We start from the raw sequence: 20,719 nt of genomic DNA, 5'->3' as shown, positions 1-20,719 counted from the left end.
CGCGTGCTTACTAATGAACATGCTAGCTTGTGAATCATGGCCAAAGGTGTGAAGCGGGCTTTCAGGTACCGCTTCTATCCCACCGATGCACAGGCAGCCGAGTTGTCGCGAACGTTCGGATGCGTGCGCAAGGTCTACAACCTGGCGCTGGCCGCTCGCACGCACGCGTGGGTGCTGCGGCGGGAACGGGTCAACTACAACACCACCTCTGCGATGCTCACCGCCTGGAAGAAGACCGAGGAACTCGCCTACCTCAACGAGGTGTCCTCGGTCCCCCTTCAGCAGGCGCTGCGTCACCTGCAGGCCGCGTTCACCGGCTTCTTTGCCAAGCGGGCGAAATACCCGCGGTACAAGAGCAAGAAGAAGTCCCGCAAGTCCGCCGAGTACACCAGTTCGGCGTTCCGTTTCACAGACGGCCGGCTGATACTGGCGAAGATGGCCGAACCGCTGGCGATCGTCTGGTCGCGTCCCCTGCCCGAGGGCGCGCACCTGTCCACGGTCACCGTCTCCCAGGACGGCGCCGGACGCTGGTTCGTCTCGCTGCTGTGCGAGGACCCCGCCGTCCAGCCGCTGCCCGCCACTCGCACGGCGGTCGGCGTGGACGCCGGCCTGGAGCATCTGCTCACCCTGTCCACCGGCGAGAAGATCACCAACCCCCGGCACGAGCGCTGCGATCGAGAACGCCTGGCCAAGGCCCAGCGCCACTTGTCCCGTAAGGCGAAGGGATCAGCCAACCGGGAGAAGGCTCGGCGCCGGGTCGCCCGTATCCACGCCCGGATCACCGACCGGCGTCGGGACACCCTGCACAAGATCACCACTCGGCTCGTTCGTGACAACCAAACGATCGTGATCGAGGACCTCTCGGTGCGGAACATGGTGAGGACCCAGAGCCTCGCCCGCTCCATCTCCGATGCGGCTTGGAGCGAGTTCCGGAGGATGCTGGAGTACAAGGCCGGCTGGTACGGCCGTGAGGTGATCGCGGTAGACCGCTGGTTTCCTTCCTCCAAGCTGTGCTCGACCTGTGGCACCTTGAAGGACAAGATGCCCCTCAACGTCCGCGAATGGACATGCGATGGCTGCGCGGCGACCCATGACCGGGACGTGAACGCGGCACGCAACCTTCTGGCCGCCGGGTTGGCGGTGTCCGTCTGTGGAGCTGGTGTAAGACCCCAACGGGAGTCCTCCCGGACGGGGCCGTCGGCGACGAAGCAGAAACCCTCACGGCGTGAGCCGTGAGAACCCTTCGACTGAGAAGGGGGAGGCCAAGGATGCACTGTATTCACCGGTGCGGGCCATCCGCCCGATCAAGCCGCCCGGCAGGGCGGCCAGCAGGGCTTGGCAAGGCGGTCTGTAGGGCGTCCGGCAGGGCGCCCGGCGCGCAATGCCTGGGTTTTTGCGTTCGATCTGGCCCTTCGATGGGGATATTTGGGGTAGCGGTCGGGCTCCCTCAGCCGCCACACTGATTCCAGGTCGGTTCGCCTCTGGGGAGGTCCTCATGGCGAGTGCGCAGGTGCCGGAGACAATATTCGGGCCTCGGTGCGAGGCGCGGTCAGCCGCGTCCGCCGAGGCGAAACCCGACACGCCGGCGGAGGCCGTCTGATGAGACAGGTCCTTCTCCTGAATGCGACGTACGAACCACTCACCACGCTCCCGCTGCGGCGGGCGGTCTGCCTCGTGCTCCGGGAGAAGGCCGAGATCGTCCACCACGACGTCTCGGGGGCCACCCTGCATTCGGCGACCATGGAGGTCGAGGTCCCGTCGGTGATCCGGCTCCGCCGCTACGTCCGGATCCCGTTCCGGACCCGCGTCCCGCTCACCCGCGCCGCCCTCATGCGCCGCGACAACTTCCGCTGCGTCTACTGCGGCCGCCGCGCCGAGACCATCGACCACGTCCATCCGCGCAGCCGCGGCGGCAAGCACGTCTGGGAGAACTGCGTCGCGTCCTGCATGACCTGCAACCACCGCAAGGCCGACCGGCTGCTGTCCGAACTCGGCTGGACGCTCGGGATGACCCCCGGCGTCCCGCGCGGGGCGCACTGGCGGCTGATCGGCATCGTCCACGACGGCGACCCCCAGTGGGCGCCGTACGTGACCGAGCCGGCGGCGTGACCGGGGCGGCCGCGTGACCGTATCCTGTCCTCGTGCCACGCTATGACTACCGCTGCCGCGCGTGCGGGTCGACGTTCGAGGTCTCCCGCCCGATGATCAACGCGTCGGACCCGGCGACCTGCCCGGCCGGCCATGACGACACGGTGAAGCTGCTGTCCACGGTCGCCGTGACCGGCACGTCCCGCGGCGGCGCCCCCGCGCCTCCGCCGAGCGCGGGCGGCGGCTGCTGCGGCGGGGGCTGCTGCTCCTAGGCTGTGTTTCACAGGTCCGGCCCACTTTCGCTCGCCTGGCGGCTCGCTACGTGACCGGGCCTGGGCGAACGCGGCATCGCTTCGCGATCTGCCCGGCTCCGCTCGCCTCCGGCTTCGCTCCACCGGCCAGGTCACGCGTTCGCGCACGCGGCCGAGGCCACTTCGAGGCAGCCCCTGGCCCTCGCCCCACCTCGGCGCTGCGTCGCCCCGATCCCGGGGGCGCGGCGCGCTAGCCCTGCTGGGCGAGCGCGGCGCGGATCCCGGCGGCCATGGCGGCGCTGTCGTGGTCGGGGCCGCAGCCGTCGATCAGCATGATCGTGCCCGGGACGTGGTCGGCGCGCAGGTGCTTGATCTCCTGGTAGGCGGGCGAGTCGTACCAGGCCCGGGCGCTCTCGATGTCCGGGAACTCCAGCAGGATCAGGTCGCCCTCCCACGTGCCCTCCCGCACGTCGGGGGTCTCGCCGTGCACGATGAAGCGGCCGCCGAACGGGTCCATGGTGGCCTGGATGCGCTCCATGTAGGTGAGCACGTCGTCGTGGATCGGCGACTGGGTGCGCAGGTGGCCGAGGGCGTAGGCGGTCATCGTGACTCCTCCGGGTCGTGGATCCCGGGGCCGCCCGGAGGGGCGGCCCCGCTGACATGATCCACTATCGGCCAGGAAGGGAATGGCGGCGATTACTCGACGGGTAATGCCCCGGCGGCCGTGCTCGCCGAGCACGGCCGCCGGGGCCGAGCCCCCAGGCCAGGCCCCTGCGCCGGGATCGCCGTCAGTCCAGCTGCGAGACGTCGCGGGCCGCGCCGGTGGACGCCGACGTCGCCATCGCGGCGTAGGCCCGCAGTGCCGCGCTGACCTTGCGGTCCCGGTTGCGGGGCCGGTAGCCGCCGAGGTCGGCGAGCAGCTTCTCGCGGCGGGTCTCCAGCTCGTCGGCCGGGACGTCCAGCTCCAGCGTCCGGTTCGGGATGTCGATCACCACCCGGTCGCCGTCCTCGACGAGGGCGATGGTCCCGCCGCCGGCGGCCTCGGGGGAGGCGTGCCCGATGGACAGCCCGGACGTGCCGCCGGAGAACCGCCCGTCGGTGATCAGCGCGCACGCCTTGCCGAGCCCGCGGCCCTTCAGGAAGCTCGTCGGGTACAGCATCTCCTGCATGCCGGGGCCGCCCTTCGGGCCCTCGTACCGGATGACGACGACGTCGCCGGCCTTGACCTTGCCGCCGAGGATGCCCTCGACGGCCTGGTCCTGCGACTCGAAGACGACGGCGGGGCCGGTGAAGGTCCACAGCTCCTCGTCCACGCCGGCGGTCTTGACGATCGCGCCGTCGGGGGCGATGTTGCCGCGCAGCACGGCGAGGCCGCCGTCGGCGGTGTAGGCGTGCTCGACGGAGCGGATGCAGCCGTTCTCGCGGTCGAGGTCCAGCTCCTCCCAGCGGGCGCTCTGCGAGAACGCGGAGGTGCTGCGGACGCCGCCGGGCGCGGCGTGGAACAGCTCGACGGCCTCGGGCAGCACGTTCGGGGAGCGGACGTCCCACTTGTCGACGAACTCGGTCAGCGACGCCGAGTGGACCGAGCGCGCCGTGTCGTGCAGCAGCCCGGCGCGGTGCAGCTCGCCGAGCAGGGCGGGGATGCCGCCGGCGCGGTGGCAGTCCTCGACGTGGTACTTGCCGGTCGCCGGGGCGAGCTTGCAGATGCACGGCACGCGGCGGGACAGCTCGTCGATCTCGGTGAGGCCGAAGTCGACGCCGCCCTCGTAGGCGGCGGCCAGCAGGTGCAGGATCGTGTTGGTGGAGCCGCCCATGGCCACGTCGAGGGTCATGGCGTTCTCGAACGCGTCGCGGGTGGCGATGTTCAGCGGCAGGACGGACTCGTCGTCGCCGTCGTAGTAGCGGCGGGCGATCTCCACGACGGTGCGGCCGGCGTCCTCGTAGAGGCGGCGGCGGGCGGTGTGGGTGGCGAGGACGGTGCCGTTGCCGGGCAGGGCCAGCCCGATCGCCTCGGTGAGGCAGTTCATCGAGTTGGCGGTGAACATGCCGGAGCACGACCCGCAGGTCGGGCAGGCGCTCTCCTCCATCTCGAGCAGCTTGTCGTCGGCCAGCGACGCGTCGGCGGAGGCGATGATCGGGTCGATCAGGTCGAGCTTGTTGCCGTCCATCACGCCCTCGACGGGCTTGCCGGCCTCCATCGGGCCGCCGGAGACGAACACGGTGGGGATGTTCAGCCGCATCGCGGCCAGCAGCATGCCCGGGGTGATCTTGTCGCAGTTGGAGACGCAGACGAGGGCGTCGGCGCAGTGCGCGTTGACCATGTACTCGACGGCGTCGGCGATCACCTCGCGGGACGGCAGCGAGTACAGCATGCCGTCGTGGCCCATGGCGATGCCGTCGTCCACCGCGATCGTGTTGAACTCGCGGGGCACGCCGCCGGCCTCGCGGACGGCGCCGGCGACGACCTTGCCGACCTCGTCGAGGTGGACGTGGCCGGGCACGAACTGGGTGAAGCTGTTGGCCACCGCGACGATCGGCTTGCCGAAGTCCTCGCGTTCGACGCCGCTGGCCCGCATGAGCGCGCGGGCGCCCGCCATGTTCCTGCCATGGGTGACCGTACGTGACCTGAGCGGGGGCATCTTAAGACCTCTCCAACCTGTGCCGTGGTGCCGTGCCGCCGGACGCGTCGCCGCGCCGGGGTCGGCGGGCGGGAGCGAGCGGTGCGCGGTGGAAGCTCTCAGCGGCGGATCGCGACGCTGCCGCCGGCTCAGCGGAGGTCGCGCGCGGGCCGGCCTGTGTCATCCGATGCTACAAGGTCGGGGCCGGAGCTTGGAAAAGCCGGGCACGGCGACGATCGGGTCAGGGGCCGGAGGCCGGGGAGGGCGGCTCGGCGGGCCGGGTGCTCGGCGGGCCGGGGTGCTCGGTGGGCCGGCGGGAAGGAGCCGGGCCCGCGAGGGGCCCGGTGGGCTCGGCTTCGAGCGTTCGGGCGGCCCAGGGACAGGGCCGCCCCGGGTTGACGGAGTCCCGCGCCGTTGCGGGATCCGGTGTCGTGGCGGGTCCGCTGCCGCGGGATCAGCCGTACTTGGGCGGCAGCGCCTTCTCCGCCGCCTGGAAGATCCGCTGGACGTCGGTGTCGGTGAGGATCTTGGGGCGGCGGCGCAGGTACGAGCGGGCCCGGTTGCCCGCGTACACGTCGACGTCCCTGACCCGCATGACCTTCCACGGGATGGACGGCCCGTAGATGGCCACCGAGGGCTGCACGGGCACCTCGAACCCGACCTGCCCGCCGATGATCTTGCTGGCCTGGTCGGCCTCCCAGCGCGCCTCGTCCAGCCGGTCCTTCTTGTTGAAGGGGCCGTGGAAGAGCTTGCGGTGGGACAGGGTGCGCACGGGGAGGCGCTTGTCCCACTTCTCGGAGTCGATGGCGTAGACGCCGCTCGGCCCGATCACCAGGTGGTCGATCCGCCCGTCGCTGACACCCTCGTCGTCGCGCGGGACGGCCCGGGCGTGCAGCACGAGGTAGCCGTTGCGCTGCAGCGACCTGAGTTGCTTCTCGGTGCGCCGTTCGGCGGCCGAGGACTTCTGCCAGGCCGGGATGCTGGAGTTCCGGCGGGACCGGCGGACGACGTCCACGACGACCGCGAGGACCGCCGCGGTGATGCCGAGCCTGCCGCCGAACACCAGGGTGACGACGATGAGCACCGCCACGGCGACGCCGATCCGCCACGCCCAGGTCCGGACCCGGGGGTCGGCGAGCATCGCGGTGGGCGTCCGGTCGCCGGGGGGACGCTTCTCCGGCTCCTGCATGGGGGGCTGCTCCTGCGCCTCGTCCAGCTGCTCGGGGTCGTCCACGGGCTGTCCCCGCGCCTGCTGCGTGTCGCCCCGCTCCGTGATCGCCATAAGTGACGCTCCGTATCCCTTTCCTATCGGGGGCATGATCCTCCGAGCGCAGAGTAATCATCATGCGCGTCGGCGACTAGTCATGCAGGGTTAATCTTTTGTCGCCGGACGTGAGTGATTGACTTCCGCGCACGGCGGGTACGTGAGTCTTCTACCACCTCTTCCCTGGCAGAGAGTCTCTGCTTTTTGATGCCCGCGGTCGAGCGGTCTAGCGTTCCGGTTCGTGACACATCTCCATGACCTCGGCGCTAGGGAGGCGGCTGACGCCGTCCGCTCGGGGCGGCTGTCCCCGGTCGAGCTGACCGACCACTACCTGGACCGCATCGAACGGCTGAACCCGCAGGTGGGCGCCTATGTGACGGTCACCGCGGAGGCGGCGCGCGAGCAGGCCGCGCGGGCCGAGAAGGCGGTGCTGGACGCCGCTGACCCGGCGGACCTGCCGCCGCTGCTCGGGGTGCCGGTTCCGGTCAAGGACCTGAACATGGTGGACGGCGTGCGGATGACTTCTGGTTCATCCGTTTTTGCCGATTTGACCGGATTTGCGGATGACAGCGTCGTGCGGCTGCTGCGCGCGGCCGGAACGGTCATGCCGGGCAAGACCGCCGTGCCGGAATTCGGGCTGCCCTGCTACACCGAGGGCGACGTCGCGCCGCCCGCCCGCACCCCGTGGGACACGGCCAGGTCGGCGGGCGGCTCCAGCGGCGGCGCCGCCGCGGCCGTCGCGTCGGGGCTGGCCCCGGTCGCGCAGGGCAGCGACGGCGGCGGCTCCATCCGCATCCCGAGCAGCGTCTGCGGCCTGTTCGGGATCAAGCCGACCCGCGGCCGGATCTCCCAGGGGCCGATCGTCCCCGACCTGTTCGGGCTGTCCACCAACGGGCCGATCGCCCGGAGCGTCGAGGACGCCGCCCTGCTGCTGGACGTCATGGCCGGGCCGATGCCCGGCGACCTCTACGCGGCCCCGCCCGTCGAGGGCACGTTCCTGTCGTACGCCGGCCGCCCGCCGGGACGGCTCCGGATCGCCCGAAGCATGCGGCCCGCCGTGCCCGGCGCCGAGGTGCACCCGGACTGCGTCGCCGCCTACGAGGAGGCGTCCGCGCTGCTGGAGGACCTCGGGCACGAGGTCGTGGAGCTGCCGCCGGTGCTCGGGCCCGAGATGGTCCCGCACTTCGAGCTGCTCTGGGGCGTCATGGCCACGATGACGCCCGTCCCGGACGGGCGCGAGCACCTGCTCCAGCCGCTCACGCGGTGGCTCCGCGAGCGCGGGAACGCCACGACCGCGCCGCAGCTGTTCCGGGCGCACGCCGCGCTCCAGGGCGCGCTGCGCGCCGCGTTCCCGGTCATGGACGAGTTCGACGCGATCCTGCACCCGACGCTCGCGCAGCCGCCCGTCCCCGTCGGCCACTTCCACGACCAGGAGCCCGAGGAGAACTTCCGGCGCCAGACCCTGTTCACCCCGTTCTGCGCCGCCTACAACATCTCCGGGCAGCCCGCCGTCAACGTGCCGCTGCACTGGAACGCCGACGGGCTGCCCATCGGGATCATGCTCGCGGGGCGGCTCGGCGGCGAGGGGACGCTGATCTCGCTGTCCGCGCAGCTGGAGGAGGCGCGCCCCTGGGCGGGCCGCAAGCCGCCCATCTGGGACGCGTGAGCCCGTCCCGGCCCGCGCTTGGCCTGGCGCCGCCGGGGCATGGGTGCAGGCGTGGCTGACGACGAACTGAACAGGCTGGCCGGGCTCCACCGGGTCGCGACGCGGTACACCGACTGGCGGGGCCGGGCGGCGGACGTCCCGCCCGGCACCCTGGTCGCGGTCCTCGGCGCGCTCGGGGTGGACGCCTCGTCCCCGTCCGCCGTCCGCGCCGAGCTGGAGCGGCACCGGGAACGGTCGCGGACCCTGCCGCCGACCATCGTGGTCCGCCGCGACGCGGGCGGCGGGCGCACCGCCGACCGGATCCTCGCGCTGCTGCGCCGGACCCTGCGGCCCGCCGGCGACCTGGACGTGCGGATCGAGCCCGGCGGGCCCGACGTCCTGTCGGAGCCGTCCGCCGAGCACGCCCCCGGAAGCCCTGTGCCCCTGGACGGGAGCGAGGGCGACGTCCCGCTCGGATGGCACCGCATCCGCGTCCGGCAGGGGAACCGGGAGGACGGCGCGGCGCTCCTCGTGGCGCCCGCGTCCCTGCCGCGCCCGCCGCGGATGTGGGGGCTGACCGTCCAGCTGTACTCGCTGCGGTCGCGCGGGTCGTGGGGGCTCGGCGACCTGCACGACCTCGCCGACCTCGCGGCCTGGGTCGGCCGCGACCTCGGCGCAGGCTTCGTCGTCGCGAACCCGCTGCACGCCGCGGAGCCGATGCCGCCCGTCAGCCCGTCGCCGTACTCGCCGATGAGCCGCCGCTTCCCCGCCCCCCTCTACCTGCGCATCGAGGACATGCCGGAGTACGCGGCACTGCCTCCCGAAGGCAGGGAACGGTTCGCGGCCATGGCCGCGCGGCTGCGCTCGCTCGACGGCCCGCTCGACAGGGACGCCGTGTGGACGGCGAAGCTGGAGGCGCTGGAGGCGATGTACCGGTCGTCGCCGGGCGTCCGCGACGACCCCGCCTTCGCCGCCTTCCGCGAGCGCCACGGCGCCGCGCTGCGCGACTTCACCACCTGGTGCGCGATCAGCGAGGAGCAGGGGACGACCGACTGGCGGCGATGGCCGCCCGCCCTCCAGGACGCGCACGGGCGCGCGGTCCTGGACGAGCCGCGCCACTACGCGCGCGCCGACTTCCACGCGTGGCTGCAATGGCGCCTCGACCAGCAGCTCGCCGGTGCCCAGAAGGCCGCTCGCGACGCGGGGATGCCCGCCGGGATCGTCCACGACCTGGCCGTGGGGGTGGCGCAGGGCAGCGCCGACGCCTGGATCTACCGGGACGAGCTCGCGTCGGGGATGAGCGTCGGCGCGCCCCCGGACGAGTTCAACCAGCGCGGCCAGGACTGGGGGCAGCCGCCGTGGCGGCCGACCACGCTCGCCGAGAACGCCTACGTCCCCTACCGGGAGATGCTGGCGGCGGCCTTGCGGCACGGCGGCGGGCTCCGCCTCGACCACGCGATGCAGGTGTCCCGGCTGTGGTGGATCCCCGAGGGCGCCTCGCCCGCCGAGGGGACGTACGTCGGCTACGACCGGAACGCGATGCTCGGCTGCCTGGTGTGGGAGGCCCACCGGGCGGGCGCCCTCGTCGTCGGCGAGGACCTCGGCACCGTCGAGCCGGAGGTCCGCGACGACCTCGCCGACCGGGGCGTCCTCGGCACGTCGCTGCTCTGGTTCGAGCGCGATGCGAAGGGCGGCCCGAAGCCGGCGGAGCAGTGGCGGGAGCCGTCGCTGGCGACGGTCGGCACCCACGACATGCCGCCGATCACCGGGTTCCTGCACGGCGACCACATCGCGCTGCGCGACCGCCTCGGTCTGCTCACCCGCCCCCTCGCCGACGAGACCGCCGACCACCGCGAGCAGCTCGCCGCCTGGCTCGGCGTGCTCCACGCCGAGGGCCTGCTGCCCGACCCGCCCGACGAGGTGCTGCGGGCGCTCGCGGACGGCTCGGACGCCTACGACCGGCAGGTGGTCTCGGCCCTCCACGCCTTCCTCGGCCGCACCCCCGCCCGCCTCATCGGCGTCTCGCTCGCCGACGCGGTCGGCGAGCGCCGCACCCAGAACCAGCCCGGCACGATCGACGAGTACCCGAACTGGCGCGTCCCCCTCGCCGACGCGCAGGGCCGGCCCGTCCTTCTGGACGACCTCGTCGAGGACCCGGTGGTCCGCGACGTGCTGGAGCGGATCAGCCGAGACTCTTCATGATCCGCCTGGTGACGTCGTGCAGGAGCGTGTCCGGCACGATCGGCGCCGACGCGATCGCCGAGAACAGCGCGGGCAGCCCCGGCAGCGGGTAGCCGTCGTCGTCCGGGCCGTCCAGGGCCGCCTTGCCCAGCGGCTGGTGGGACAGGGACCTGCGGGCCCGCGCCCAGGCCGTCTCGACCTCCTCGGGGGAGGGGACGCCGAAGCCGTGCCCGACCGGCGCGGCGTGCCGCAGCTTCACCAGCGCGCCGTCGGTGAACTCCGCCGCCAGCCGGCAGCGCTCGGTGAGGTCCTCGCGGACCCGGTCGTCCAGCCGCGTCATGACGGTGCACGGCGTGCGGCAGCGGGCCGCGCAGTCGCCCAGGGCGGCCGCGACCTGGCTGTGCTGCCGGTCCAGGTAGGCGCGCCAGCCGGGCGGCGGCTCCTTGGCGACGCGGAGCGTCCGCTCGCACGCCGACCGCTCCGGGCGGGTGTGGTCGCACTCGCGCGGCGAGCCCGGCGCGATCGGGACGCCGAACCGGCTGCCGTCCCCGTTCACCGACGCGCCGATCAGCGCCGGGTCGCCCGCGTGCCCGAGGACCGGCTCCCACGCCAGCAGCGGCAGGTACTCGCTGGCGATGTGCACGGCGGCGACCAGCGCGGCCATGTCGCGCCGGTGCCAGCGGATCGCGATGACCTCCAGCAGCAGCGCGTAGGCGGGCCGCAGGCTCGCCAGCGCGCCGCGCGGCCGCTCCTTGGGCGCCTGCGGCATCCGGCTCGCGCGGGCCCGGTCGAGCAGGTCGCGCGGCACCTCCCCGGCGGCCTCGGGCATCCCGAAGTCCTCGGCGTCCAGGTCCAGGACGCGCTGCCCGAACGCGCACAGCGGCGCGACGGCCTTCGCCCGCCCGTCCGGGACGAGCGTCCCGTCGGCGATCAGCGCCTCCAGGTCCCCGAACGCGTACCGCCGTGCCAGCGCCGTCAGCACGTCCCGCGCCGTCTCCACGCCACCATCCCCTCTCCGCGGACCCCCGTGACCCTGCAACGATCGCATGGCCACGGGGGTTGCGACAGGGGCGGCGGCGTCAGCCCGCCGCGGCGTCCTTCGCCCGCGCGCGCAGCGCGCGCGCCACGCCGTCACGGCCCTCCGACAGCAGCCGGGCGAGCGCCGCGGGCGGCTTCTCCTCCGCGATGTAGGACTCGGTGCGGTCGATCGTGGACTGCTCGATCACCAGGAACGGGTAGGCGACCTCCGCGAACGTCTGGGACATGTCGCTGGTCCACTCCTTCCACACCCGGCCGACCTCGGCGAAGTACTTGTCCACGTACGGGACGAGCAGGTCCGCCTGGTCCGGCTCCACGAAGCCGCCGAGCGTCGCCCGGTAGACGGCGTTCGGCAGCGTCCCGCCGATGACCCGGTCCCACGCGGCGGCCTTGGCCTCGGCGGTCGGGATCGCGGCCTTGCAGCCGGCGGCGTGCCGCTCGCCCGCCGCCGTCCGGTCCCGCTCGTGCTCGGCGTCGATCTCCGCCTCGCCCGCCTTGCCGGTGACGACCAGGCGGCGCAGCAGCGCCCACCGCAGGTCGGTGTCGACCGTCAGCCCGTCGAGCGACCGCGAGCCGTCCAGCAGCGCCCGGACGTACGCCAGGTGCTCCTCGCTGACCGCGGACGCCGCGAACGCCTGCGTGTACGCCAGCTGAAGGTCCGAGCCGGGCGCGGCCTCGCGGGCCAGCTCGAAGAGCGTGTCGGCGAGCAGCGCCAGGCCCTCCTTGCGCCAGGACGGGTCGGCGTACTGCTGGACGGCCGTCCGCGCCTGCCGCAGCAGCGTCTGCGTGACCGAGATGTCGGTGACGCCGCGGATGCCCTTCGCGACGAGCCGGACGTAGTCGCGCGTCGCCATCTCCGCGTCGCGCGTCATGTCCCACGCCGCCGACCAGCACAGCGCCCGCGGCAGGCTCTCCTTGATGTCGCCGATGTGCTCCACCAGCGTCTTCAGCGAGTGCTCGTCCAGCCGGACCTTGGCGTAGGTGAGGTCGTCGTCGTTGACCAGCACCAGGTCGGGACGCTTCTGCCCGACGAGCTGCGGCACCTCCGTGCGGGCGCCGACCACGTCCAGCTCGACGCGCTCGCGCCGGACGAGCCCGTCACCGGTCCGGTCGTACAGGCCGATCGCCAGGCGGTGCGAGCGCAGCGTCGGGTAGTCGGCCTTGGCCTCCTGCAGCACGGCGAACGAGGAGAAGTTCCCGTCGGCGTCGACCTCGTACTCGGGCCGCATCGTGTTGACGCCGGCGGTCTCCAGCCACTCCTTCGACCAGGACGCCAGGTCGCGGCCGGACGTCTCCTCCAGCGCGTCCAGCAGGTCGGTGAGGACGGTGTTGCCCCACGCGTGCCGGTCGAAGTACCGGCGCACGCCCTCAAGGAAGTTCTCGCGGCCGACATAGGCCACCAGCTGCTTCAGGACGGACGCGCCCTTGGCGTAGGTGATCCCGTCGAAGTTCACCTCGACGGCCCGGATGTCGGGGATGTCGGCGGAGATCGGGTGCGTGGACGGCAGCTGGTCCTGCCGGTACGCCCACGCCTTCTCCAGGTTCGCGAACGTCGTCCACGAGCCCGTCCACTTGGTGGCCTCGGACTGGCACAGCACGCTCATGTAGGTGGCGAACGACTCGTTCAGCCACAGGTCGTCCCACCAGCGCATGGTGACCAGGTCACCGAACCACATGTGCGCCATCTCGTGCAGGATCGTCTCCGCGCGCCGCTCGTAGGAGGCGTCGGTGACCCGGGACCGGAAGACGTAGTCCTCCAGGAACGTGACGGCGCCGGCGTTCTCCATCGCGCCCGCGTTGAACTCCGGCACGAACAGCTGGTCGTACTTGCTGAACGGGTAGGGGCGGCCGAAGACCTTCTCGAAGTAGGCGAAGCCCTGCCGCGTCACGTCGACGATGGCCTCGGCGTCGAGGTGCTCGGCGAGCGACGCCCGGCAGTACACGCCGAGCGGGATGACGGTGCCGTCGTCGCGGCGGTACTCGTCGCGGACGGCGTGGTACGGCCCGGCGATGAGCGCGGTGATGTAGGTGGAGATCTGCGGGGTGGGCAGGAAGCGCCACGTCCCGCCCTCGACGGTCTCGGGGGTCTCGTTCGTGACGACCTGCCAGTCCTGCGGCGCCTTCACCGCCAGCTCGAAGGTCGCCTTGAGGTCGGGCTGGTCGAAGCACGTGTACATCCGGTGCGCGTCGGCCGTCTCGAACTGCGTGTAGAGGTAGACGCTCCCGTCCACCGGGTCGACGAACCGGTGCAGGCCCTCGCCGGAGCGGGAGTAGGCGCAGTCCGCCACGACGCGCAGCTCGTTCTGCGCGGCCAGGGAGGGCAGCGGGAGGCGGCCCTTCTCCCCGTCGTAGGACGCGGGGTCCAGCGCCTCGCCGTTCAGCGTCGCCTCGCGGACGACGGCGCCGTGCAGGTCGACGAAGGACGACGCGCCCGGCTCCGCGCAGCCGAACCGGATCGCGGTGGTCGAGCCGAACCGCTCGTCGCCGGTGGTGAGGTCCAGCTCGACCGCGTACGACTCGACGGTGAGCAGCCGGGCCCGTTCCCGCGCCTCGTCGCGCGTGAGGTTGCCTGCCACATGTACTCCTTGGTCGGCTTATTTCTTTGCTGACCTCATGTCTACCAACCGGCCGGGTACGAGGTCCGCACGCCACGGCCTTTCCGCGCCCGCGGACGGGAATCAGTGCGGCGGGGGCCGGGTTGTCGGTGGGGAGATCTCACCGATGACGCTCGAGCAGCCGTAGGAGGCGACGTTGCCGCAGGACGCTCCCACACCCGTGGACTTCTGGTTCGACCCGTTGTGCCCATGGGCGTGGATCACTTCGCGCTGGATCCTGGAAGTCGAGAAGCTGCGCCCGATCGAGGTGCGCTGGCACGTGATGAGCCTGGCCGTCCTCAACGAGGACAAGGACATCCCCGAGGAGTACCGCAAGGGCCTCGCCGACGCGTGGAAGCCGGTGCGCGTGTGCATCGCCGCCGAGCAGAAGTACGGCGCCGAGGTGCTGGGCAGTCTCTACACGGAGCTGGGCACGCGCCGCCACCACGAGAGGCAGAAGTTCGACCGCGAGTACTTCGAGGCCGCGCTCACCGCCGCGGGCCTCGACCCGGCGCTCGCCGACGCCGCCGAGTCCACGGCGTACGACGAGGCGGTGCGCGCGTCCCACAAGGACGGCATCGACCGGGTCGGCCAGGAGGTCGGCACCCCGGTGATCGAGGTCGAGGGCAGCGCGTTCTTCGGCCCGGTCGTGTCGCCGATCCCGCGCGGCGAGGCGGCCGTGAAGCTGTGGGACGGCGTCGTCGCGGTGGCCTCCACGCCGGGCTTCTTCGAACTGAAGCGCACGCGTACCAGCGAACCGATCTTCGACTGATTCGGTGCCCGCAGTCGCCCAGATGGCGTTGTCGCGGTCGCGTCCACCGACGGCGGACCACCCCCGCGTGCACGGGGAGCAGGACGACTGCGGGTGATCTGAAGATAACCGTGCGCACTATTGTGCGTGCGGCTTCGGCCGTTCCGGTTGCCTCGCCGGTGCCCCTCCGCCAGACTCGGTGCTCCGAGAAAATGGCAACGGTTTTCATATCCGAAACGGGGGCATTCGTGAAGGTTGCGTTCGTCGGCAAGGGCGGCAGCGGCAAGACCACCCTCTCGTCGCTGTTCGTCCGGCACCTCGCGCTGCGCGGGCTGCCGGTGGTCGCCATCGACGCCGACATCAACCAGCACCTCGGCGCGGCGCTCGGCATGGACGACGACCAGGCCGCCAAGATCCCGGCGCTGGGCGCCCACCTCGCCGAGATCAAGGAGTACCTGCGGGGCGACAACCCGCGCATCGGCTCCGCGTCCACCATGGTCAAGACCACCCCGGCGGGCACCGGGTCGCGGCTGCTGCGGCTGCGCGGCGACGACCCGGTGCACGCCCTGGGGCAGGAGGTGGGCGGGGCGACGCTGCTGGTCACCGGCCCGTTCGAGGACGAGGACCTCGGCGTCGCCTGCTACCACTCCAAGACCGGCGCGGTCGAGCTCTACCTCAACCACCTGCTGGACGGCCCCGGCGAGTACGTCGTCGTGGACATGACCGCGGGCGCCGACACGTTCGCGTCCGGGCTGTTCACCCGGTTCGACCTGATGTTCCTGGTCGCCGAGCCGACCCGGAAGGGCGTCGGCGTCTACCGCCAGTACGTCGAGTACGCCCGCGACTACGACGTCGCCATCCGCGTCGTCGGCAACAAGGTGCAGTCCGAGGACGACGTCGACTACCTGCGCGAGCACGTCGGCGACGACCTGCTCGTCTGGCTCGGCCAGTCCGCCGCCGTCCGGGCGATGGAGCAGGGGCGGTCCGGCGCGGTGCTGGAGGACGGCAACGAGGCCGCCCTCGGCCGGATGCTCGCCGAGGTCGACGCGCAGCCCAAGGACTGGGACCGGTTCCAGCGGCAGGCCGTCGAGTTCCACCTCAAGAACGCGCGCAGCTGGGCGAACCGCGCGACCGGCGAGGACCTCGCCGCGCAGGTCGATCCCGAGTTCCGGTTCCCGGTCGCCTACGCCGGGTGACGCCGGGCCTACCGGCGGCCCATGAACCGCACTACTCTGCCCGCCATGACGACGCGGCGGATGTTCATGATGTCGGGCGGCTCGCTGGTGCCCCTTCTGGTGCTGGCCCTGCTCCTCGGCAACCAGTGGGTCATCGACGCGATCAACAAGAGCGACTTCAAGTACGACGAGGGCCTCGGCCCGCTGGTGGCCCGGCTGCTCTTCGTCGCCTGGCGCTTCACTCCGCCGCGCGGCCTGGACTGGCGCTTCGTCGTGTCGGACGACTTCACCACGCTGCTGCTGTTCGCGGTGGTGGCGGTCCTCGTGCTGGCCGGCGCCCGGACGATCGATCCCGAGCGCGGCCTGCTCGGCGCGCTGATCACCGGCTGGTGGGCCGCGGTCGTCGCGGGCGGCGTCGCCGGGGGCGTGTCCGGACTGCTGCTGAACTGGTCGGTCAAGTACTCCAACGGGTCGGTGAGCCGCAACTTCTTCGAGTCGCTCCAGGCAGGGGCCGCCTCCGGCCTGCTGTACGGGTGGCTCGCGGGGATCGGAGCGCTCGCGGGCTTCCTGCTCAGCCGTTCTCGCGGCCAGGCCGTCCCGCAGCAGTTCGGACAGTACGCGCCGCAGCAGCCTTACGGCGCGCAGCAGCCGTACGCCCCGCAGCAGGCCGGCCCGATGCAGCAGCCCTACGCTCCGCAGCCGTACGGGCAGCAGCCCTACGGCCAGCAGCCGGGCGTCCCGCAGCAGGGGATGCAGCCGGGCCTTCCGCCGGGGCTGCCGCAGGGCGCGCCGCAGCCGATGCCGACGGGACCCGACCGGCCGGGCCTGCCGCCGCAGCACCCGGCCGCCGTCCCGTACGTCCCGCCGGCCCGCCCGTCGCAGTCGCCCGGATGGGACGGCGTGCCCGTCCCGCCGCAGCCCGGCGTTCCGGTGCCGCAGCCCGGCGTCCCGGCCCAGGCTCCGGCACCGGAGGCCGCCGCGGAGACGGCCGTGCCCGCACCCGAGCCGGAAGCGGCCGCGCCGCGGGACGGCGAGGAACCGGAGGCGCACGACTCCGAGGAGTCCGCGCCGCAGGACGCCGCCGCTGCGGGCGCCGCCCCGGAGAACGCCGCCCGCGAGGAGAACGCGGCCCGCGAGGAGGACGACGACGAGGACGACGACGAGGACGACGACCTCGCCGACCGGACGATGGTCGACCGCAAGCCCGACCTGCCCCGCGACCCGGGCCCGATGCCCCCGCCCCAGTGAGCGCGCACGTCAGCGGTGCCGCCCGCCGGGCCGGCAAGGTCGTCCGCGTGTGAAAAGGGCCTCATGACCCCGGCGCGCGCCGGGTCCGCGGGCCTGCGAGAATCGGGCGCATGCGCGTGTTTCTGGGAACCGACCATGCCGGCTTCGAGCTGAAGGAGCACCTGGTCTCCTGGCTGAAAGCCAACGGGCACGAGCCCGTCGACTGCGGCGCGTTCGCGTACGACGCCGTGGACGACTACCCGCCGTTCGTGCTGCGGGCGGCCCAGCGGACGGCGGAGGAGCCGGGCGCGCTCGGCATCGTGATCGGCGGCTCCGGCAACGGCGAGGCGATCGCGGCCAACAAGGTGAAGGGCGTGCGGGCCGCGCTGGTCTGGAACGAGGACACCGCGACGCTCGCCCGCGAGCACAACGACGCCAACGTGATCAGCCTGGGCGCGCGGCAGCACGACGCGGACACCGCGACGCGGTTCGTCGAGCTGTTCCTGACCACGCCGTACTCCGGCGAGGAGCGGCACACCCGCCGCATCACCATGCTCGGCGACTACGAGCGGACCGGCGAGCTGCCGCCGCTGCCGGACGAGGGCTGACCTCTCCGAACCCGCTGATCTGAGGGAACGCGTGGTTCCCGCCCGGGAGGGGCGGGAACTACAGCTCGTTCTCCGGGGCCTTCCGGGCGCCGCCGCGCTTGTCGAGGCGGCGCCGCTCGTTCTTCGCGGCCCGGGACCGCCTGGCCGGCTCGGCGCGCGGGGGCTCGCCGGGGTCGGCGCCCGGGGGTGACGCCTCGGCACCGTCGGGCCATGGACGCGAGACGTCCCGCGCCCGCATCGCCGCGGTCACGGTGATGCGCATTCCCGGCTGCCCCATATGCCGCCTCCCTCGCGTTTCCGAACTCCGGCTCGAACGTGGTCTTACCCACAGAGAACGCAGCTGGACCGTTGCAACACGTCACCGGTGGCCCGGATGCCCGCCCGCCGTCGCGAATGCTCGATACAGTGCCCGAGTCATGCTTCAACGACTGGTGCAGATGCTTCCGCCGCGGATCCGCGCCTTCCTGCGCAGGATTCCGCCGCTGGTCGCCCTGTACCGGGCGATGCGGCAGGGGAAGCTGACCAGGGAGCGGTACGTCTTCGCGGTGCTGGCCGTGGCGGCGATCGCGATCGGGATCGCGACGGGGCACGACGCCCGGGGGCTGGCGCCGTCCGGCGCGCTGGTGCTCATCGTCCTGGGCGGCGGCCTGCTGCTGAAGGTCCGCAGCCTCCTCGCGCTGCTGGCGGTCGTCATCGCGATGGTGTGCTACGACGCGTGGCGGGGCGTCGAGGCGATCGGCCCCGGCATCGTCGCAACGCTGTCGATCACCGCCGTGCTCGCGCTGACCCTCGCCCGCACCCGCCAGCAGCTCGGCGTGCAGGGGCTGCGCGGCGACTCGATGCTGCTGGAGCTGCGCGACCGGCTGCGCCGCCAGGGCGAGATGCCCGAGCTGCCGGACGGCTGGGCGGCGGAGGTCGTCATGCTCCAGGCGGGCGGCTCGTCCTTCGGCGGGGACTTCGTGGTCTCGTCGCTGGAGGGCGACACGCTGGAGGTCGCGCTGGTCGACGTGTCGGGGAAGGGCACGGACGCCGGCACCCGGGCGCTGATGCTGTCCGGCGCTTTCGGGGGATTGCTTGGATCGCTCCAACCCGACCGGTTCCTTCCCGCCTGCAACGTCTACCTCCAGAAGCAGCGCTGGGACGAGGGATTCGTCACGGCGGTGCACGTCGTCGTCGACCTGAAGACCGGGGAGTACACGGTCGGCTCGGCCGGGCACCCGCCCGCCGTCCAGTTCGACGCGGGCAGCGGCGCGTGGCAGGTCAGCCCGGCCAAGGGCGTCGTCCTCGGCATCGTGCCCGAGCTGCACTGCGTCCCCGACCGCGGGACGCTCCGTCCCGGCGACGCGCTGATGCTCTACACCGACGGCCTGGTCGAGTCGCCCGGCAGCGACCTGGACGCCGGGATCGACCGGCTGCTGGGCGAGGCCGAACGGCTCGTCCCGCAGGGCTTCGGCACCGGCGCCCGCGAGCTGGTGGAGAGGATGGCGGCCGCCCGCGACGACGACTGCGCCCTCGTCCTCATCTGGCGCACCTAAGCGGGGCGAGTACGGGGCGGCCGGGCCGGCGCCGGGCGGGTCCGGTGCAGGCGGGTCAGTGCCGCTTGCCCTTCCCCTTGCCCTTCCCATGCTTGGCCTTTTGCTTCGGGACCTGTTTCGGCGCCGTCTTCGGCGAGTGCACTCGGACCGTCGCCCGCTTGGTCGGCCGGGGCGCGGTCGTCCGCGCCTTCTTCGTGGCGTGCGCGGACGCCGTCGGCCTCACCGGCGTCGAGGCGTGACCGTGCGGATCGCCTTTCGCCTGCGTCAGCCCGAGGATGACCGCGCCGACCAGCACGGTCCCCGCGGCGGCCCCGGCCGCCGCGAGGACCCGAGCGCGGTTGATGGACAGCGTGCCCGCGATGCCCATCGGGTTGAACGCCCGCGTGTCGGTGGACGCGGCGTCCGCCGCCACGGACGGGTGCGACGCCTTCCCCGGCGACCCGTCGGGCGGCGTCGTCTTGGACCGCGGCCCCCGCACCCCGTTGGGCGGCGACGACGGCACCGCGGCGGGCGCCCCGTTCGGCGGTGCCGCCGGCCAGTCGCCCGCCTGCGGCTGCTCCACCAGGCTCAGCAGCAGGTCCGAGGCGGTCGGACGGTCCGCCGGGTCGTGCGACAGCGCCGACCGGACGGCCGGCAGCAGCGGCTCCGGCAGCCCGGACAGGTCGGGTGCGGCGTCGGTGACCCGCAGCGCCGCCGGGTCGCCGCCGAACGGCATCCGGCCGGTGCCGGCGTGCGCGATCAGGCAGCCCCACGCGAAGATGTCGGCGGCCGGGGTCGCCGGGCCGCCGCGCAGCACCTCCGGCGCCATCCAGCCGGGCGTGCCGAGCACCTTGCCGGTCGCCGCGGTGACGCCGCCGGAGTCCTGGCTGCGCGCGATCCCGAAGTCGATGACGCGGCAGCCGGACAGCGTCAGCATCACGTTGGCGGGCTTGAGGTCGCGGTGCACCAGCCCCGCCGCGTGGATCGCGGCCAGCGCCGAGGCGACGCCGACCGCCACGCCGTGCAGGTCCGCGGGCGGCAGCGGCCCGCCCGAGCTGAGCCGCTGGTGCAGCGAGATGCCCCCGACGTAGTCGGTGACGAGGTAGGGACGGCCGTCGTCCTCGCCGTGCGCGAGGACCCGCGCCGTGCAGAAGGAGGCGACCCGGCTCGCCAGGTCCGCCTCGTCCTTGAACCGCCGCCGGTACGACTCGTCCCCGGCGAGGTGCGGATGGATGGTCTTCACCGCGACGCGCCCGCCGGACACCGGGTCGGTGCCGAGATACACGGTGCCCATGCCGCCCGAGCCGAGCCGGCCCAGCAGCGTGAGCCCGCCGACCGTGCGCGGGTCGGCAGGCTCGAGCGGCCGAATGTCTCCGTCCATGGCGGTGTTCCCGACTCCCTTGCGTCTCTTGCGTCCACCCATCCCCGTTCATCGGCAGAATATGGCCCGTTCCCCCAGGAAGAACTGGAAACGTGATCGTCACGTCGATGTAGCGTCCAGTCCACAGGGGACGGGCAGAGTAGGACTCGTTCGACAGCAAGCCCGATCCCGTCGGAAATCCTCCTCGGCGCGCGGGCGGAGGGCGAGCTGGCGGCACCGAAGGCGATGCCCGCGCGGGCGGCACCCCAGGGGTGGGAGGCGCCGTCCGTGCGGGCATCGGTCACCCGCGCGGCGCGAGGTTTCACCGGGCAATGGTCCGGTAACAACCAGTTCTGCGCACTCCTCCCGGGCGCTGGGACGCGGCGCGGCGCCGGCGTCCGCGTG

17 protein-coding genes are annotated in these 20,719 nt (G+C 72.8%); 10 read left to right on the top strand and 7 right to left on the bottom strand.

What is annotated here, in order from left to right; translation table 11 throughout:
* The first annotated feature begins 36 nt into the window (after positions 1–36).
* From amrb99_RS34605 to amrb99_RS34595, 3 genes are all read left to right on the top strand, one after another.
* Positions 37–1,236 (top strand): RNA-guided endonuclease TnpB family protein, encoded by a 1,200-nt coding sequence (locus tag amrb99_RS34605; protein ID WP_190864215.1) that lies wholly within the window; start codon positions 37–39, stop codon positions 1,234–1,236.
* A gap of 363 nt (positions 1,237–1,599) precedes the next feature.
* A complete protein-coding gene (locus amrb99_RS34600; RefSeq protein ID WP_173095744.1) occupies positions 1,600–2,109 on the top strand; it encodes an HNH endonuclease in 510 nt (169 codons plus the stop codon).
* Between the two features lie 32 nt (positions 2,110–2,141).
* Positions 2,142–2,360, top strand: a complete 219-nt coding sequence (locus amrb99_RS34595) for a zinc ribbon domain-containing protein (RefSeq protein WP_190864213.1) — start codon at positions 2,142–2,144, stop codon at positions 2,358–2,360.
* A gap of 229 nt (positions 2,361–2,589) precedes the next feature.
* On the opposite strand, the gene amrb99_RS34590 is transcribed toward amrb99_RS34595, so the two are convergent.
* The 3 genes from amrb99_RS34590 to amrb99_RS34580 all read right to left on the bottom strand — a co-directional run bounded on the left by amrb99_RS34590 (position 2,590) and on the right by amrb99_RS34580 (position 6,239).
* A complete protein-coding gene (locus amrb99_RS34590) occupies positions 2,590–2,943 on the bottom strand; it encodes a DUF1330 domain-containing protein (protein ID WP_190864211.1) in 354 nt (117 codons plus the stop codon).
* A gap of 184 nt (positions 2,944–3,127) precedes the next feature.
* Positions 3,128–4,978, bottom strand: coding sequence for a dihydroxy-acid dehydratase (gene ilvD, locus amrb99_RS34585; RefSeq protein ID WP_190864209.1), 1,851 nt, complete (start codon positions 4,976–4,978; stop codon positions 3,128–3,130).
* 433 nt (positions 4,979–5,411) lie between these two features.
* Positions 5,412–6,239, bottom strand: coding sequence for a nuclease-related domain-containing protein (locus amrb99_RS34580; RefSeq protein WP_190864207.1), 828 nt, complete (start codon positions 6,237–6,239; stop codon positions 5,412–5,414).
* Positions 6,240–6,462: 223 nt separating this feature from the next.
* On the opposite strand from amrb99_RS34580, the gene amrb99_RS34575 reads away from it, so the two are divergent.
* On the top strand, positions 6,463–7,887 hold the full coding sequence (locus amrb99_RS34575) for an amidase family protein (RefSeq protein WP_190864204.1): 1,425 nt from the start codon (positions 6,463–6,465) through the stop codon (positions 7,885–7,887).
* Between the two features lie 51 nt (positions 7,888–7,938).
* Positions 7,939–10,068, top strand: a complete 2,130-nt coding sequence (gene malQ / locus amrb99_RS34570) for a 4-alpha-glucanotransferase (RefSeq protein ID WP_190864202.1) — start codon at positions 7,939–7,941, stop codon at positions 10,066–10,068.
* On the opposite strand, the gene amrb99_RS34565 is transcribed toward malQ, so the two are convergent.
* Both amrb99_RS34565 and pepN read right to left on the bottom strand, forming a co-directional pair.
* Complete coding sequence (locus amrb99_RS34565) at positions 10,049–11,047, bottom strand: hypothetical protein (protein WP_190864194.1); 999 nt, start codon at positions 11,045–11,047, stop codon at positions 10,049–10,051. The genes malQ and amrb99_RS34565 overlap by 20 nt on opposite strands.
* 79 nt (positions 11,048–11,126) lie before the next feature.
* Positions 11,127–13,661, bottom strand: coding sequence for an aminopeptidase N (pepN, locus tag amrb99_RS34560; protein WP_190864191.1), 2,535 nt, complete (start codon positions 13,659–13,661; stop codon positions 11,127–11,129).
* Between the two features lie 175 nt (positions 13,662–13,836).
* Between pepN and amrb99_RS34555 the strand changes: the two genes are divergently transcribed.
* The 4 genes from amrb99_RS34555 (at position 13,837) to amrb99_RS34540 (ending at position 17,440) form a co-directional block, all read left to right on the top strand.
* Positions 13,837–14,451: a DsbA family protein gene (locus tag amrb99_RS34555; RefSeq protein ID WP_190864182.1), complete on the top strand. Its 615-nt coding sequence runs from the start codon at positions 13,837–13,839 to the stop codon at positions 14,449–14,451.
* A 227-nt stretch (positions 14,452–14,678) separates the two neighbouring features.
* On the top strand, positions 14,679–15,626 hold the full coding sequence (locus tag amrb99_RS34550; RefSeq protein ID WP_190864174.1) for an ATP-binding protein: 948 nt from the start codon (positions 14,679–14,681) through the stop codon (positions 15,624–15,626).
* Between the two features lie 45 nt (positions 15,627–15,671).
* On the top strand, positions 15,672–16,853 hold the full coding sequence (locus amrb99_RS34545) for a hypothetical protein (protein ID WP_190864173.1): 1,182 nt from the start codon (positions 15,672–15,674) through the stop codon (positions 16,851–16,853).
* Positions 16,854–16,963: 110 nt separating this feature from the next.
* On the top strand, positions 16,964–17,440 hold the full coding sequence (locus amrb99_RS34540) for a ribose-5-phosphate isomerase (RefSeq protein WP_190864170.1): 477 nt from the start codon (positions 16,964–16,966) through the stop codon (positions 17,438–17,440).
* A gap of 58 nt (positions 17,441–17,498) precedes the next feature.
* Here the strand turns inward: amrb99_RS34540 and amrb99_RS34535 are convergent, their stop codons facing one another.
* Positions 17,499–17,717 (bottom strand): hypothetical protein, encoded by a 219-nt coding sequence (locus amrb99_RS34535; protein ID WP_190864168.1) that lies wholly within the window; start codon positions 17,715–17,717, stop codon positions 17,499–17,501.
* A gap of 139 nt (positions 17,718–17,856) precedes the next feature.
* Here amrb99_RS34535 and amrb99_RS34530 point away from each other — a divergent pair, with 139 nt between their 5' ends.
* The gene (locus amrb99_RS34530) at positions 17,857–18,975 is read left to right on the top strand and encodes a PP2C family protein-serine/threonine phosphatase (protein WP_190864166.1); all 1,119 of its coding nucleotides are present in this window, start codon (positions 17,857–17,859) and stop codon (positions 18,973–18,975) included.
* A 55-nt stretch (positions 18,976–19,030) separates the two neighbouring features.
* Here amrb99_RS34530 and amrb99_RS34525 read toward each other — a convergent pair whose 3' ends face one another.
* Positions 19,031–20,335, bottom strand: coding sequence for a serine/threonine-protein kinase (locus tag amrb99_RS34525; protein WP_190864163.1), 1,305 nt, complete (start codon positions 20,333–20,335; stop codon positions 19,031–19,033).
* Positions 20,336–20,719: the final 384 nt, after the last annotated feature.

The sequence above is a fragment of the Actinomadura sp. RB99 genome (assembly GCF_014706005.1).
Taxonomy (GTDB): Bacteria; Actinomycetota; Actinomycetes; order Streptosporangiales; family Streptosporangiaceae; genus Spirillospora.
This window is presented reverse-complemented; position numbering and strand designations above follow the sequence as displayed.